The sequence below is a fragment of the Chryseobacterium salipaludis genome (assembly GCF_022968825.1).
Taxonomy (GTDB): Bacteria; Bacteroidota; Bacteroidia; order Flavobacteriales; family Weeksellaceae; genus Kaistella; species Kaistella salipaludis.
The window spans coordinates 476,924-493,116 of sequence record NZ_JALHKS010000001.1; the positions used below are offsets into that span (position 1 = coordinate 476,924).

12 protein-coding genes and 1 tRNA gene are annotated in these 16,193 nt (G+C 46.3%); 5 read left to right on the top strand and 8 right to left on the bottom strand.

Annotated elements, in window-relative coordinates; genetic code table 11:
- Positions 1-94: 94 nt before the first annotated feature.
- The gene (locus MVI27_RS02180) at positions 95-4,879 is read right to left on the bottom strand and encodes a translocation/assembly module TamB domain-containing protein (RefSeq protein ID WP_246959048.1); all 4,785 of its coding nucleotides are present in this window, start codon (positions 4,877-4,879) and stop codon (positions 95-97) included.
- A gap of 3 nt (positions 4,880-4,882) precedes the next feature.
- On the opposite strand from MVI27_RS02180, the gene tsaD reads away from it, so the two are divergent.
- Together tsaD and MVI27_RS02190 are read left to right on the top strand one after the other, a co-directional pair.
- Entirely contained in the window at positions 4,883-5,938 is a 1,056-nt protein-coding gene (gene tsaD / locus MVI27_RS02185) for a tRNA (adenosine(37)-N6)-threonylcarbamoyltransferase complex transferase subunit TsaD (RefSeq protein ID WP_246959049.1), read from the top strand.
- Entirely contained in the window at positions 5,935-6,627 is a 693-nt protein-coding gene (locus MVI27_RS02190) for an RsmE family RNA methyltransferase (protein WP_246959050.1), read from the top strand. The genes tsaD and MVI27_RS02190 overlap by 4 nt, the downstream gene beginning before the upstream one ends.
- On the opposite strand, the gene MVI27_RS02195 is transcribed toward MVI27_RS02190, so the two are convergent.
- Genes MVI27_RS02195 through MVI27_RS02205 form a run of 3 tightly spaced genes read right to left on the bottom strand, consistent with a single transcriptional unit; the run spans position 6,596 to position 8,584 of the window.
- Entirely contained in the window at positions 6,596-7,471 is an 876-nt protein-coding gene (locus MVI27_RS02195) for a hypothetical protein (RefSeq protein WP_246959051.1), read from the bottom strand. The genes MVI27_RS02190 and MVI27_RS02195 overlap by 32 nt on opposite strands.
- The gene (locus MVI27_RS02200) at positions 7,458-7,898 is read right to left on the bottom strand and encodes a hypothetical protein (RefSeq protein ID WP_246959052.1); all 441 of its coding nucleotides are present in this window, start codon (positions 7,896-7,898) and stop codon (positions 7,458-7,460) included. Before MVI27_RS02200 ends, MVI27_RS02195 begins: the two co-directional genes overlap by 14 nt.
- A gap of 8 nt (positions 7,899-7,906) precedes the next feature.
- Entirely contained in the window at positions 7,907-8,584 is a 678-nt protein-coding gene (locus MVI27_RS02205) for a TrmH family RNA methyltransferase (protein ID WP_246959053.1), read from the bottom strand.
- A 518-nt stretch (positions 8,585-9,102) separates the two neighbouring features.
- Between MVI27_RS02205 and MVI27_RS02210 the strand changes: the two genes are divergently transcribed.
- The 3 genes from MVI27_RS02210 to MVI27_RS02220 all read left to right on the top strand — a co-directional run bounded on the left by MVI27_RS02210 (position 9,103) and on the right by MVI27_RS02220 (position 11,683).
- Positions 9,103-10,119: an asparaginase gene (locus tag MVI27_RS02210; RefSeq protein ID WP_246959054.1), complete on the top strand. Its 1,017-nt coding sequence runs from the start codon at positions 9,103-9,105 to the stop codon at positions 10,117-10,119.
- A 67-nt stretch (positions 10,120-10,186) separates the two neighbouring features.
- A tRNA-Ser gene (locus MVI27_RS02215) sits at positions 10,187-10,273 on the top strand.
- A 243-nt stretch (positions 10,274-10,516) separates the two neighbouring features.
- Complete coding sequence (locus MVI27_RS02220) at positions 10,517-11,683, top strand: zinc-dependent alcohol dehydrogenase (RefSeq protein WP_246959055.1); 1,167 nt, start codon at positions 10,517-10,519, stop codon at positions 11,681-11,683.
- On the opposite strand, the gene MVI27_RS02225 is transcribed toward MVI27_RS02220, so the two are convergent.
- The 4 genes from MVI27_RS02225 to porL form a co-directional block, all read right to left on the bottom strand.
- Positions 11,684-12,718 carry an NAD(P)/FAD-dependent oxidoreductase gene (locus MVI27_RS02225; protein ID WP_246959056.1) on the bottom strand — a complete coding sequence of 345 codons (1,035 nt, stop codon included), beginning with the start codon at positions 12,716-12,718 and terminating at the stop codon, positions 11,684-11,686. It abuts the gene before it with no gap.
- A 53-nt stretch (positions 12,719-12,771) separates the two neighbouring features.
- The gene (porN, locus tag MVI27_RS02230; protein WP_246959162.1) at positions 12,772-13,650 is read right to left on the bottom strand and encodes a type IX secretion system ring subunit PorN/GldN; all 879 of its coding nucleotides are present in this window, start codon (positions 13,648-13,650) and stop codon (positions 12,772-12,774) included.
- A gap of 237 nt (positions 13,651-13,887) precedes the next feature.
- Positions 13,888-15,447 carry a type IX secretion system motor protein PorM/GldM gene (gene porM / locus MVI27_RS02235; protein WP_246959057.1) on the bottom strand — a complete coding sequence of 520 codons (1,560 nt, stop codon included), beginning with the start codon at positions 15,445-15,447 and terminating at the stop codon, positions 13,888-13,890.
- 51 nt (positions 15,448-15,498) lie between these two features.
- Complete coding sequence (gene porL / locus MVI27_RS02240) at positions 15,499-16,179, bottom strand: type IX secretion system motor protein PorL/GldL (protein ID WP_246959058.1); 681 nt, start codon at positions 16,177-16,179, stop codon at positions 15,499-15,501.
- Between the last annotated feature and the right edge of the window lie 14 nt (positions 16,180-16,193).

Genomic DNA, 16,193 nt, shown 5'->3' on the forward strand with positions numbered 1-16,193 from the left:
TTTTTTGCAAAAATACATAAAAATATTATAAAGAGAAAATTATCTCAAACATTAATACATTTTAACTATTTATTACACATCAACATGATTTTTATCAGTGATTATTGATATTTTTCACAGAATCATTTTTGATGGAATCTTTTGGCTTCTGCGAAGTCGCTGCTTTCTTACGCCGTCTGAAGATGGTATTAAAACTCTTGCTGTACACCACACCCACGCCATAGCTTTGGTTTGCACCTGCATTGGCAGCAGCTGCACCGTTCAGGCCAATGTTGGTTGGCTTACTGTAGGCGCGCAGCAATCGGGAGCCGTCATTTTTCCGTGACCAGTCATATTCGATGATGCCTTCGCCGGACAGATAATCATAAGCGGTGTTCTCTGATTTGGAAATAGGAATGCCGAGGCCTGTTTTCACCGTCACTCGCGGAGACAAGGCGAAACTCACGCTGGCATTGGCACGGTCACCGGTATTGGAGTTGGGATCCCCTTTCAGATAATTCAAATCCACCTGGAATTCATTGCTAATGGTATTCAGGACAGAGCCCAGCTGCTTAAAGAGTAGATTATAACCGGAAGTTTCCAGGGTGTTTCCTAAATTAATATCAAAGGCGGAGTTGCCGACATTGAAACTATTCAGCACCAGGATAGAACCGAACTGGACAATTTTCTCGTCCTCATTGCTCATTTTCTCAGCCAGCGTTTCTTTCAGGTTAGAGGACACATCCTGTGCTTCCACGCCCAGCTCGATTTTAGGATTATTGAGCGTCTGCGTAATTCTGGTACTCAACAGCACATTAATCGGCTGCAGGCTTCCCACATTGAGGTATTGCCCGGCATTGCTGACCGTTCGAAGATACGTTGCATTAATATCCAACTGCGGTGCCAGCGCATCACCGTCCCAGCGGATGGAACTTCCCTTGGCAATCTGGAAGGTGCGGTTCAGAATCGCTTTGGAAACAAAGGTTCCGCTGTCCACGAAGTAATTTCCGTTCATGCTGATGGACCCATTTCTGGCCAAAACAAACCGGAGCCGCTCGGAATTACCACGTACCGAGATATCGCCGATATCATCACCCACCAAAACATTTACCGTTGTTCCGCGGTCCACCGCCAGGTTGAAATCCACATTCATGTTGGCACCGGATTTCACCGGTTTTTCCACGGTTACTGTACCGCCTTCGTCACGTTGCAGGAAGCGCAGCATCTTAAATTCTTCCACATTGGACGTGGAATTGGAATTAAAGGTAAAAACCGAATTGCTCAGCGCCCGCATTTCCGGGGTGGAGATGCTCAAGCCGCTCACCGGGCCGTCCACATACACGGTTCCGGTTCCATACACTCGGCCCCAGAAAAGGTCGTAGTCTTTCTGGGTTGTGTTCAGCAGCATGAGGTTATCAGCACGCATCACGAGGTTGACGCCCATGGAAGATAAGGTTTCAAACTGAATCGCCCCGGAGATTGAGCCGCGGGAACCGGTACGTCCGTCACGCACTCCAATGTCATTGAGAATCGCCAGTCCACGCGAAAGTGAAACCACGGTATCATCAAATGAGTAATCCACGCCGGTGAAATCCAGCTTCAGCCCAAATTCCGTGAGTGCAATATCACCACTGTAATCGATATCGTTCAGCGGACCACTGATCTGCAGATCGCCGGTGGCCTTTCCTCTTAGATTAGAAAATACTCCGGTGAGGAACTGCTGGGCAAAACCTAAGTCAAACCCTTTCATCTCAGCGGTGAGATCCAGTTCCGGCGAGGCGGTGTTATTGTCAATGGTGCCGGTCAGGTGCAAATCATTAGCGCCCATTATTCCGGTTGAAATTACTTTGGCATCCACATCAAAAACATTGCGGCGACTGCTTTTTTGGGTTTGTACTTCAATGCGGCCCATTTCGCGGCCGTTCATGGAAATGCCGGTCACCTGCAAATCCAGCAATGGCTCCAGGTTGCTTTTATCCATCATGATATTAAAGGTTCCGTTGGCTTTCCCCGTAAGTTCCATATCATTATTGGTTTGCGCCAGCGCGAAAACTTTCCCGATATCGAGATTATCTATTCTGCCTTCCGCAAAGAAATCACTGCCCGATTTAAATACAGCATCTTCCACGAGCAAAGCACTGTCATCAGAAATAATTTTAAGATTATGAATCAGAAAGTTGCCCGTCTTTTTCTGATACGTAATGCTGTGCTCAAGCGAAGGGTCCGTATCCACACTCCAGGCAACATCATTAAACCGGACCGTGGTCGGCTCAAACCTGAACACCAAATCTCCAGCACCGTCTACAGACTGGTTAAAGTTGACGGCGTATTCTTTGAGGTTTTGCTTTACTTCCTCCTCAGGCGTGCCGTGTTTAAAGCTGGCCGCAACGTGGAGCAACTGCTGATTTTCATTGCGTCCGCTGAGGGTAATATCCTTGAAAATATTGTTATTGTACGCCAGTCTGTAAACAGAGGCGGCAATTTGCTCTTCGGCTTTCGAGGTGTTAATCCGCACCTGAAGTTGTTCGGCCATCGCACTGTCCCGTGTTACCTGCTGTCTTTCCGTGAGGCGGTAAGCAGGATTTGCTATTACCAAAGCACGATCTGCATCGGTGATTTCTTTTTTGCTGGTCAGTACATATTTTAACTGCTGCGCGTCCAGATTCAGAATTAAATTATTGCTGCTGCCATCGTACGCGCCGTCCATCGTGGCACCGGCAGGCAGATATAAATCCGGCACGAAATAAGCGATTAAATCCTGCTTCACGTCGAAAGCCATGGTGAAGTGCTGGCCACGGTACAATTTTTTAGGTGCGGGCCCGACCAGAATTTTATCCAAGCCATTTTCTATCATACCCGGTAAATCAGCCAAATTGAAGCGTCCCGAGATCCGGCCATTCACTACATTGGGCGCATTCACGGCCAGCACGCGGTTTCCGTCTTCGAAGAAAGCTTTTACGCTGCCGTCCGGAATATTGAATTTGTGTTTCCCGTCATTAAAACTCACGTGCCGAAGATTGGCATCCAGCGTTAAATCGTTCAGGTCTTTCATCGCCAGTTTTCCGTCCACGTAACCCGAAACAATCTGACTGCCTTTGGCTCCTGTGAAATAATTGATGTTTAAGTAATCAATATCGGCTTTAATATCGGCCAGCAGACGTGGCTGGCTAAAGTTGATAAGACCGCGTACAACGCCGCGCGCTGGTGCGTCATTAATCGCTACCAGACCATTATATTTCATATGGTCCAGTTCGCCGTCCAATTTTATATTTCTTAATGTTTTACCTAAAATCTGAATACTGGAAATATCCGAACGGGTGCGGATTTTCATAGTCGGCACGTCGAAACTTTGTCCCTGCAAGGTAAAGTTACCGCTGATGAGGCCCACTTCAGGACTTTTGCTGATGACTGTACTATTAAAATCTTTCAGGATGGCATTACCGCGATATTTTGGTACATCAGTACTGTAATCTTCGAGATAGAAATTCCGAACCTGCGCCTGTCCGATGCCGGTCATAATGTTGGCCGACGGCACATACACCTGCCGCGGATTTACCCTCGCTGCGCCGCTGTAGCGGATACGCCCGAAATCATCGGCAAAGTTTTTCATTTTTTCAGCAATGAAAGTTGGCATCATCGCCTTCAGGTTCTTATAGGCAAAGTCCGTGTTCAGGCTGTTGGTTTCAATCTGGAAATCACTTTTGAGAATACGCGCCACCTTCATCGTGCTGGTCCGGATGTTTACCTGCGGATTGCTGATCCGGAAATCGTCCAGATAAAACATATTCAGCGGACCGGTCATCGTCCCGGAAACATTGATCGGTTTATAATTATCCCAATCCGTTACAAAATAACTAATGTCATAACCACTGATCTGGCTGCCCGGTTTCAGCACCATATCCCAGCGTACTTTGTCAGTAAAATCAGCAAAGGAACCATTCGGAAGATTAAATTTTAAATCTCCCTGCAGCAGACTGTGATCGGTATTTAAAGTTAAATCCTTTAATGAAAGAAACTGTTTGGTAAGCGCAAACTCTGCGGAGAATGTGTCCACGAAATGTTTCTTGCCCCAGCGTTCTGTCTCAAAACGGAAATTGTTGATTTTTGCATGAATGTTTGCACCATTTACACGAAGTTCGGGCACAATCAGGTTTACATTATTGGCCTGGAGCCATTTGCCGTCCTCTCCTGCCGAATTCTGATTAATGATAGAAACCTTGGAATCGGAAACAAAAACGCGGGATTTAAGCTGAAATGGTTCGCGGCCGGGCTCCGTGGGCGTATCTGAATCAAATAAATCGATGAACCGGATAAAATTGGAAATACTGTCATTCTTATAGGTAATGACTTTCAGGTCCAGTTTTTTTAAAGACAAAGACTGAAACTGCAGGTTGCGCGAATCGCTGATAATGGAAAACCAGTCGGAATCTGCATATAACTCTTCAGCGCGCAGGAATTTATAGTCTTTATGATCTCTTACCGCTACGTTATGAATGTGGATATCACCAAAATAACTCACCTCCACACTTTCGAAGGACATCTGGGATTTCAGGTCTTTATTGAGTTTGGTAATCACCTTTTGGGCTACCCAGTTTTTAGTGGCCGGTAAATTAACCACAATAATAAAAGAGACAACGATGAACAGAGCGGACCAGAACAGTACCAACAAGAGCTTAGCCCACCAGGTATAACTCGTGACATCACGGGCGGCCTGCTGCACAAATTCGCCGGCAGTTTCCACCGGATGCGTAATGGCATCAGAGGCAAGATTAGCCGCGTCCTTCACGGTTTCCTTCACGGTCTCGCCTACGCTTTCCACGCCTTTCTGCAGCGAGTCACCGAGCTGTCCGGCGCGCGATTTTTTATCTTCCTTATCGTTATTATTCTCTAAATTTGCCATGTGATGAGTGACTCAATAATTTTAGGGATAGAATCATCCTGCGACGATACCTCGGCAGCGGTAATCCGCGGAAATACCATCCTTTCTAACGTGGCGGCCAGCCAGGAAATTCACCGCCTGTACGGAGGTGTAGTACCGGAACTGGCTTCGCGCGCGCACCAGCAAAACATTATTCCCGTGGTTGCTCAGGCGCTGCGGCAAGCAAATATACAACAAAAAGACATTTCTGCGGTGGGCTTTACCCGCGGTCCGGGCCTGCTGGGCTCGCTGCTGGTAGGTACTTCTTTCGCTAAATCCTTGGCCATGAGCCTGGAGGTTCCGCTGATTGAGGTGAACCATTTGCAGGCGCATATTTTGGCGCATTTTATTGCAGATGCCAATCCGCAGCCGCCGAAGTTTCCTTTCCTTTGCCTGACTGTTTCGGGTGGCCATACGATGATTGTGGTGGTTCGTGATTATTTCGACATGCAGATTGTGGGCAAGACCATCGATGATGCGGCCGGAGAAGCATTTGACAAAATCGGTAAAATTTTCGGACTGGATTATCCGGCCGGACCGATTATCGATAAACTGGCTAAATCAGGAAACCCCGGGAAGTTTTCATTCGGGAAGCCCAAGGTCGATGGCTACGACTATTCTTTCAGCGGTATTAAAACCTCGGTGCTTTATTTTACACAAAAAGAAGTACAGAAGAATCCTGATTTTATTAAAGAAAACCTAAACGACCTCTGTGCCTCCGTCCAGCAATCGATTATCGATATCCTGATGCAAAAGCTGGTGAAAGCTGCCGAAGATTTCGGAATCCAGGAAGTGGCCATTGCCGGTGGTGTTTCAGCCAATTCAGGTTTGCGCGCAGCCATGAAACAGCAGGAAGAAGCCCGTGGCTGGAAAACCTATATTCCCAAATTCGAATATACAACGGATAATGCCGCTATGATTGCCATGACGGCAGCGTTAAAAAGAGAGCGCGGACAGTTTGCTGATCTCAGCATTGCGGCGACGGCCCGCTATGATCTGGAGCAGGATTTCAATAACACGACAACTGCGCCGGAGCAATGAAACTATTCTTTGGAAAAATTACCGATGGCGAAGTAAAGATTGCCGACGAAGAACAGCAGCACATCTCGAAAGTACTGAGAATGCGCAGTGGTGATGAAATCTATGTGACGGATGGTGAGGGCACACTTGCCCGTGGCGACATCCGGCTGGAAGGCAAAAAAGTTTTGCTTGACACGAAGGAGATTCAGCGTGAGCTGCCCCCTTTTTCACGAAGGTTGCATATTGCCATTGCACCCACGAAAAACATTGATCGCATCGAGTTTTTCGTAGAAAAAGCTACCGAAATGGGCGTGATGGAAATCACGCTTTTGCAGACTGAGAAAACGGAACGCAAGAACGTAAACATTGAAAAGCTTCGCAAACAGGTCATTGCTGCCTCGAAGCAGAGTCTGCGCACGCATTTCCCCATAGTGAACGACCTAACAAGGTTTTCCGAGTTCATAAAAATCACGGATCCTAAAGAAACTTTTGTGGCGCACTGCCATGAAGATCTGGAACGAACAGCCCTGAATAACATTCTGGTGGCGGAGAATATTACCTTTTTAATCGGCCCGGAAGGCGACTTTTCGGAGAAGGAAATCGGGCTGTTAGCTGAACAGCGGATTTTGGCCGTTTCTCTTGGCACACAACGTCTGCGCACGGAAACAGCGGGTGTGTTTATTGCAGCGTGGAATTATATGATGTTTTAAGTAGCCTGACCCGCCTCCAAAAAGGATAAAAGAGATGGTAGGGAAATAAGGCTACTGCGACAAAGTTCTTTGCATCACGAAAGTCTGCCAAAATGAAGTATTCCGTGTACAAGTGAAAAGCGTAAAGGAAAAGCATGATGACTGTCAGCATTCGCCGATTGAAAGCACCCAGGAAACAAAAAGCCTGCGTGAAAATTCCCAAAATTGTAATCAGAACCCATGCGTTTTCGTAAGCATACAGCTGAATTATCCAATCGGGTATGGGAAGATCAGCTATACGATAGCTATCCAACGTATTGAGCTGTGCAGCATTTTTATCCAACCAAGTCATTTTACCGCTTCGTGTGATAATATTTTTTGCAATTCCCAGAAACTTGGAGAAACCGGCCAAACTATACGTTGATAACAAACCAAGATAAAAGTACTGTACCCATTTATAATCTTCTTTGCTCGTAAGATTCTTTGGCAGAAGAAAAATTGACATGAAGAAACCAATAATCACCAAATGATTGTGATGGCCTATGCTAAAGTTCATTGCAACAGGAAAATTAAGAACAGCTACGACGATAAAGATCATCACGTTCAGAATATAACTCTGTTTAAAAATGGTACAGATAAGCAGACCTGCACATAAAATTGACAGACCTCCGTAGAAAAAGACATCCGGATAAGCAGGGAAAACCAGACGCTGAACACTCAGGACCGGCTCGTAAATCTCCGCTGGCCACTGGCTGATACGCTGAACTTCCTGATACTGCCTGAAAAGCCAATACAAACCAAAGAGACGGATCATATAATAAGCCACTTTATAGTTGAAAACGGTAAGTTCTTTATAGCCCATCATAACTTGTTACCCTAGTTTTACGAATTTGATAAGAAGGCCGTCCGAGCAGGCGCGTGTCGAACGACTCCCGGTACAGGACCAGACCATCGCCTGAAAGTCCGGTGCTTTGTAAGAAAAGGCGAAACTTAGCTTTATTTGCTTCAGCTTGATCACCGTGCTCGATTTTAGCTCCATAGAAATCTGTAATTTTCGCCAGTTCATTCTCGTCATATAACGGTGTAGCACGATGCGAAAGCCGCATGGTATCATTCTTCTGTATACGATACATCCGATACTGTTCTGTAACTTTGCTGTTGCCACTCGGGTTTGTAAAAAGTTTCCAGCTGAAAAAAGGATAAATTTCGTATCCCCCTCGCTCAATAAGCACCATTGATGATAATGCAAGCAGGATGGAAACGAAAAACAACAGTTTAGTATATTTCTGCATATTGTATTTTAAAATGATGAAAAACCAGCTTGCCTGTCCCACAGATACTTTTCCAGGATCTGTCGCCCGCTTGGTATTGAATTAGCGGCCCACCGCACTTTTATTTCCCACAGTTTATCGTCTGAAAGTTTATATTGAATCCCCGAATTTATCAGCTTTTGTTTCAGATCATAAATACAAATGGCGGCAGCTACAGAAACATTGAAGCTTCTCGTGAACCCATACATCGGGATGGCTACCGTTTCATCAGCAAAGTCGAGCATTTCTGGGGTAACCCCTTCCTTCTCAGTTCCAAAAACCAATGCTACCGGTCCGGTGATCTCAAAGTCCGGCAACGGTGTGGCGTTTATCTCCGGTGAAACGGCCGTGATTTTATATCCCTGGTTGCGAATGTTTTGCAGTGTTTCCAACGTGTGCGGCAGCCGTTGCACTTCTACCCAGGTTTCAGCGCCTTTCGTTACCCGAAGATTCGGATTGAACACATTCTCGCTCTCCATCGCAACGATCTTATGAAATCCGCACGCTTCCACGGAGCGCACAATGGCTGCGGCATTCCGGAACTGATATACATCCTCGATCACCGGCAGCACAAAATCAGAACTGGCTGCGGCAAAGTGATTGATTTTCTGCAGCCGTTCTTCGGTAAGGAATTGCTGAAGATAGTGGAAGGTTTGCTGGTGATTCATGGAGGCAAAAATAGGGATTTAGACTAATAGAGTATAGACTTTTAGATAATAGACCTTTAGATAACAGACGGGTTTGGATTTTAGATTTTAGATTTTAGAAAGAGGAAGGAGGCAAGACCGTTTTGGTTTTAAATTTTAAATTAGACAGAAGATGATAGACGGGGAGATGATCGACTTTTTAATGATAGATAGATCAATACGGTGCAGAGGCGACAGCAACCAGCTGGTTATGTGCTTTTCTTGAAAGTGATTATGTTGGTTGTACATTTAAAATCTAAAATTTACAATTTAGAATTCGTCGGTAAAGGGATTTGTAGTTTGGATGAAAGAGCGCGAGCTTCGACTGAGGCGTACGCTGCGATAGGGATTGCAGTGGAAATCCCGGACCGGCCGACGCCAGGCGGACGGGAGGATTTGGAACGAAAAGCCCGGTCTCGTCGCAGGTTGTGAAACCTGTGACGAGAATCGCCCGGAAAATTGGCTTTCCCAGTGCGATTAATTACCGTATTTTTGGGCATATGAAAAGAAAAGTACTGCTGATTTATACGGGCGGCACCATCGGGATGGAAAAGGATTACGAAACGGGAAGCCTGCATCCGTTTGACTTTCACCGTATTTTCGACCGGCTGCCGGAAATGCAGTTGCTGGAGTGCGCGGTTTCGGTATATCCGTTCCGGAAACCACTCGATTCGTCGGATATGGGCCCGCAGCAATGGCGCCTGATCGCACGGTATATTGCCAAAAACTACGACGCCTACGACGGCTTTCTGATTCTGCACGGTACCGACACCATGTCCTACACCGCTTCGGCACTGAGTTTTATGCTGCAGCATCTGCGCAAGCCGGTCATCCTGACGGGTTCGCAACTGCCGATTGGTGACCTGCGCACCGATGCCCGTGAAAATTTGCTGACGAGCCTGTACTACGCGAGCCTGTATGAGAATGACGAGGCGGTGATTCAGGAAGTGGCGGTTTATTTTGAGTACAAACTGCTGCGCGGCAACCGTACGCTGAAATATTCGGCCGAGTATTTTGATGCGTATATGTCGCCTAATTATCCGGTGCTGGGACAGTCGGGTGTGCATCTGAACACTGAGAAAGATTTTCTGTGGAGGCCGCCGGCTGGCTCAAAGTTTCGACTGGATACGCATTTATCCCAAGATGTTTTATTCTGGCGCATTTTTCCGGGGATGCACTTGAATCATTTTGCAGAACTGCCGCAGGTGAAAGTGCTGGTGCTGCAGGTATTTGGGTCCGGTACGATTTTCAATACCGCAGAGACGGGAAAAGTGTTGCGCGCGCTGCGCGAGAACGGGACCGAAATTGTGGTGATATCGCAGTGTATTTCGGGCGGCATCAGTTTCGGGAAGTACAGCAATTCCAATATCTTCCGCGAAATCGGAGCGATCAGTGGCGGCGACCTGACGGCGGAAAGTGCACTGACTAAGGCGATGCACCTGCTGGACAATCCGAATTACACCGGCACCTTTGCCAAGAATTTCAGCCGCAGCCTGTGCGGGGAAATTTCGGAGTAAGTGCATTTATTTTCAGCTTTGCATTTTTTAGTTTCAGGAAAATACGTTACTTTTGCACTCACCATTTAGAGAGGTGTCCGAGTGGTCGAAGGAGCCAGCCTGGAAAGTTGGTATACGGGCAACTGTATCGAGGGTTCGAATCCCTTCCTCTCTGCTTTTATCGAAACAAAGTACACGAGAACCCTTTAAAACGCATGTTTTAAGGGTTTTTTTCTTGAGAAGCCGTATGGAAAACAACGAATGATTACCAGAAGTGCGGTGAGCGATTCCGTAAGCGCAATTATTCATCATGTGGATTTCTAATTTAAATTCGAGAAATCCCAATATTTGTTAATTCTTTCAAACCGGTAAGCCTTTGGCGGAGCGTTTGTTGCAACTTTTATCTAAATTACAAATTATGAAAGCAGCAGTTATCCACGGTCCCGGTAAAATTACCTGTGACACGGTAGATGATCCTACCATCAAAGAACCAACAGACGTTATACTGAAAGTAACAGCCACCGCCATTTGCGGAAGCGACCTGCACATGTACTCCGGTGCGATTCCACAACCCCGCCCGATGGTGATGGGCCATGAGTTTATGGGTATTGTCGAAGAAGTAGGCAGTGAAGTAAAAAACCTGCGCGGCGGTGACCGGGTTGTTGTGCCGTTTCCGGTGGCGTGTGGTGCATGTTATTTTTGCCAGCACGATCTTCCCTCGGCGTGCGAACACAGCAATGAAGAAAATTACGGACCCGAAGGCGGCCTGGTAACCGAAAAAGGCGGAGGACTGTTTGGCTACACCGACTTATACGGCGGCTACGATGGTGGACAGGCGCAATATGTCCGCGTGCCGTATGCTGACTTCGGACCGCGTGTGGTACCGGATCATCTGACCGATGAGCAGGCACTTTTTCTTACTGATATTTTCCCGACGGGATACACCGGTGTCATGTGGGCCGATCTAAAAGGAGGCGAAACCGTTGCGGTTTTCGGTGCCGGCCCTGTAGGCAGTATGGCGGCTAAAAGTGCGATTCTGAAAAAAGCCGGTCAGGTTATCGTCATTGATACGGTGCAATACCGCCTGGATCAGATTAAGACGCTTACCGGTTGCGAAACCATTCTGTGGAAGAATGCAGATGATGTGGTGGAGCAAATTCGCAGCATGACCCACGGCCGCGGTGCCGACGTTTGTATCGATGCCGTTGGTTTTGAACCTGACCGAAATTTAATAGACCGCGCCAAGGCCGTCATCAATTTTGAGAAAGGCTCCATCAAAGTAGTAGAAGCCTGCTTTAGTGCGGTGCGACGCGGTGGCCGGGTCTCTATTTTAGGGGTTTACCCTTATAATTACGATAAATTTAAGCTGGGGCAGATATTTGACAAAGGCCTTCGAATCCAGGCCGGACAGGCGCCGGTGCAGGCAGTTATTGACGAACTGATGCAATACGTACAGAACGGCGATATTATCTTAGATGATATTATCACGCACCGGATGTCACTCGATGAGGTAGCGAAAGGCTATGAAATATTTGATAAGAAGGAAGATAACTGCGTTAAGGTGGTCTTGGATCCGTGGAGCTGATCAATGATTATTGAATCGTTGCAGGTCTACTTCAGGAGGCACCGGTTTTCCGGTTTCGATAAAATCAAATAATTCCCGGGAGAACCAGCTGCCGTTCAAAATACCGCGCGCTCCCAGCCCATTAAACACATACATATTTGCAATACTGTGATGGCGGCCGAGAATCGGCCGTCTGTCTTTTACGGTAGGCCGATAGCCAAGATGCACTTCTTCTACCGTAAAAGGATACGGATAAAATTCTGCCAGTCCATTGGTTAATTGTGCGACGGCCGTTTCATCGACCTCCGCGCCGGAACCTTCACGGTCATAAGTACCGCCGTAATAATGAGTGCCGTTTCCTAAAGGAAAGAGGAAATGCTTCTTTTTAACAGTATAAGCAAATGGTAGCGGCTTGCTTAACCTAACAATCAGATGATGCCCTTTGTTCGGATAGACAGGCAGCGATGAGAAATATGGATTATCATGTACTGCTGTTCCCTCACAAAAAACAATGTGCTGGTATTCCAGTTTGCCGTAAGTATGATCTTTTAGCTGATCATGGTTGAAAGCTTCGTGACACAGATTTCCATTTGTATCAAGATATTCATAAAAATCTGTAAAAAAGCGCTGCACGTCCCAGCGGGCACTTTGCATCACCCGACCGGAACCGGAAGGATTTTTAACTACATCTAAACGCCCGGTCTCTTTGGATAAGAACGGTTGCAGTTCTTCTGTCTCCGCTTTTTTCAGCCATAAGGCTTTTTCATTTTCATCATGGAAGATACGGCGAATATTTTCTCGGATGATATAATTATGCCCCGTAAAGGCCGCGATCTCTTCGGCAACAGTGCTCAGGTATTCAATCTGCTCAGCAGCTTTCCAAAAGGTGGTAAATTTCTTAAGAATCGCAGGATTAATAATGCCGGCTGAAACTTGGGAGGCACTTTCCTGATGCTTGCTAAACAGGATAAACGACTTATTATTTCTAATGAGCTGATGTGCAAAAAACAATCCGGCATACCCGCCGCCAACAATAATATAATCTACCTTTTTCATACAAAAAAACCTGAGCAAAGATACTCAGGTTTTAGTATAGAAGAATGAAATTTTTAGTAATTCCACATATCGCTTTCCATCTGCAGGATTTGCGCTTTAATACGCTCACTTTCTTCCAGCTGTGCATCTGCATCATTAGGAATGTAATCCTTAATCACACCGTTGCCCAAGCCGTTATCGGACTTGTAAATCACGGTACTGAAACGGCGTGCATTCAGAAGGTCATCAAAGGTAATATCAGAACTCAGGTTTTTATTATTAAAAACAACAGCGTTCGCCAACACTTCACGTGCATCAGGATAGAACACCCAGAAGAGATCGATCAGTTCATCTTTGGAAGCGAGCGGCTGCCCGTCTGGCCCGAACTGTCCCATGGTTGAAGGATCCTGGCCCATAGCGGCGATGCCCAGCAGACGGTATTTCATTTCACCATCGCGACGGTCGATGTACCACATGCCTTTAATCTTAAGAACCTTCACGTTTTCCGTTTTGGTCTCATAGACGTTGGTGTACTGCAGTTTCTGATCTTCGGTCAGATAGCCTTGTTCATTGATCACATCAACCCCTGCGTCACTCAGAATTGAATTTTTAATACGCGCCTGAATTGCTTCCGGGCTTAAGCGGGTTTCGAAGAGTTCATCATCATACACTTCCGTAATACGGCCATCATTGATCGCATCGAAAAGCAGCTGATACAGCGAACGGTTCTGCGTTACAAGACCGTCACCGTTATGATAGAAAGGCTGGTTGATCTTATCATTCATATCAATGATTTCCCAAACGACCATACTTTTCAGAATGTCCTTGTCTTCGATGAATCCATAATCCAGTGGCGTTACTTTTGTCGAAACAATAGAATCACCTTTCTGAATCATGTTCAGTTCGCGATACTTGCGGAATGCTTCCGGAGATTTCGCGTTCAGAATCGACATCGAAGCCGGCGGGGTATCATGCACATTTCCACCTGCGGTCTCCTGCGGGACTTCTGCCACCGGTTCCGGCTCAGGTGCTGGTTGCTGAACCGCAGCAGCTTTTGGTTTGCTGCTGCGTTTCGCTTTTTTCTTCGTCTGTGCGCCCATTGTCAAACAACTAAAAGCAGCCAATACGAATATGATTTTTTTCATTCTATTTTATTTATACAATAAAGTTGTCCTTTTGCAATAACGCAATTATTGTACGTTTATTACCACAGGCGGAATCTGTTTTAATGTTTGCCCGCCTAATCCTGAGGCTGATGCCTGGATGTTGAAAACATACGCAATATCGCCGTTTCTCAGGTTCTTCACGAGGTTTTCAACCGATCTCATGGAACTTCCGTTCACCTGCATTGCAGCTTTGCCCGGAACTTTAAACATGAAACTGTTCACCGTGAAGCTTACCGGGAAATCGAAATCAGGCATATCTACCGTCACCTGCTGATTCGGGATAGAACTTGTAGGCAATGACACGACCGTTTTACCCTGAATCATACCTACCGGTGGCGGTACGTTTTTGATTCGGAACGGGAATGCCTGCGAAATAACGCCGCCTTTCGGATCACGTCCGGAAATTGTCAGCGTGGCTGTACTACCCGTGCCCGGAGTTACCGTCCATTTTCCACCGCCGCCGCTTACACTAGCGCCCGAAGCCGTCAGTGAAATTCCTGACATGTCGGCACCAAGGATGGAGCCGGAGATCGGGTTTGGTAATCCGCGGTACAGTACATTCATTTTGTCCGCAGTTACGATGGCGCCTTTCTGCGCTTTCAGTTCCTGAGCACCGGCCACTACTCTATACGTGTGGCTGTATGGCAATGGAATTGATTTTCCGTTTACATCATGGAAACTGATGGTCCCCGCAAAGGTGTGGTCACCTAATGCTGAACTGTTCAGGCTGGCAATTCCTTGTCCGTTTTGGACACTAAGACCCGGCATGGATAAGCCCGGCACGTTGCTCGAATAGTTTCCGATCGTAACTTTAGCCTGAGCCGGTTCCCCCTGGATAATAACCGTCGGTGCAGAAACGATTGCCTGATATGCATCAAATTTAATGTCCGCATCAATTTTTTCCTGCAGCATTACTGATAAGGCGTCACCCTGAATTGCACGCACTGAAGACTGAATAATTTCCAGGTTGGAAAGTGCGGCGATCAGTGGCTGATTGTAAAATTTATACTGCAGCCAGTTTTTATTGTTTCTTTTCTCCTTGAATTCAGTGATCATCTGCTGATTGGTGCGGTTCACCACTTCCTTCATCATTTTATTGCCACCGAATGTCTGGTTTACATACGTTTTAAAATCTTCGATTTTTGCCTTGAGATCAGCGGCGCGTTTCGAAGGAATGTTTTCATCTCCTTTCTCAAAGAAAATAGAGGTTGCCGGTTCTGTATTTCCCAGTGCGGCGTAACTTTCCTCGATTTCAGCTTCGCGGTTGTATTCCGCTTCTTTCGACAGATCAGTTTTCAGACCTTCGATCACTTTTACGAGTTCATTTGCTTTGGTAGCGAGTCCTTTATAATTATTTAAAGGTTGTTCAAAACTTTCTGGCGTGTTTTTCGCCTTTTCTTCAAGGACAGTTTCGAAAATGCCGTTGTTATTTTCGGTAAGTCCTCGTGTTTCTTCCAGTGAGTACGTGGTATCTTTATAGGAGCGGATGATTTCCTGATCGATCTGCATTGCAAGCATTGCAATGAAAACCAGGTACATCAGGTTGATCATCTTCTGACGAGGTGTCTGTTTTCCCTGTGCCATTCTTATTTAATAAAAGTTGATAATAAGTTGATATTTAAAAGGGTAAACAGTTTATGATTTCATTGCCGTCAGCATGCCACCGTACACGCGGTTCAGGCTGTTCAGGTTGTCAGTAAGGCCGGAAAGTTCCTGGTTGAAGCGCTCAGACTGCGCTGCTGATTTCTGCATATCTTCCACGTACTTTTTGCTGTATTCGGTTTGTGTTTTACCATGCTCCAGCTGCAGTGCGTACAGTGCATTCATGCTTTCCAGGTGGCTGGCCGCCAGCATCAGCTGATCGTTGTATTTTTGGGTAGAACCGGTAACGTCTACGGTTTGGTTAATCTGGTCAACGGAGGTCGAAAATTTCTCGATTCCGGTACGCAGTCTTTCGAAAAGAGTCACATCAAGTTTGGCATCTTTCAGCATCTCATCCAGTTTGTCAGATAAAGAAACTTCAAGCTCTTTCACATTTTCGGGCTGCATTACAGCGTTTGTTCTTTTCACCGGTACGCCATCTGCTTCCAGGAGTTCAGGATATACATTTTCCCACGCATATTTGCTTTCTGTAGAATCAGGAAAAAATGCCATAAAAAGAAACACCAGCACTTCCGCACCGAGCCCAATTCCGAGCATCAGGTTACCACCCAGGGGGCCGATGCTCCAGTGCGTCATTTTAAATAATGCACCCAATAAAACGATTGCAGCAAAAAAGGAGTAAACAAAGTTGGTTATATAGGATCTTGTGAACATATAATAAAAATTAG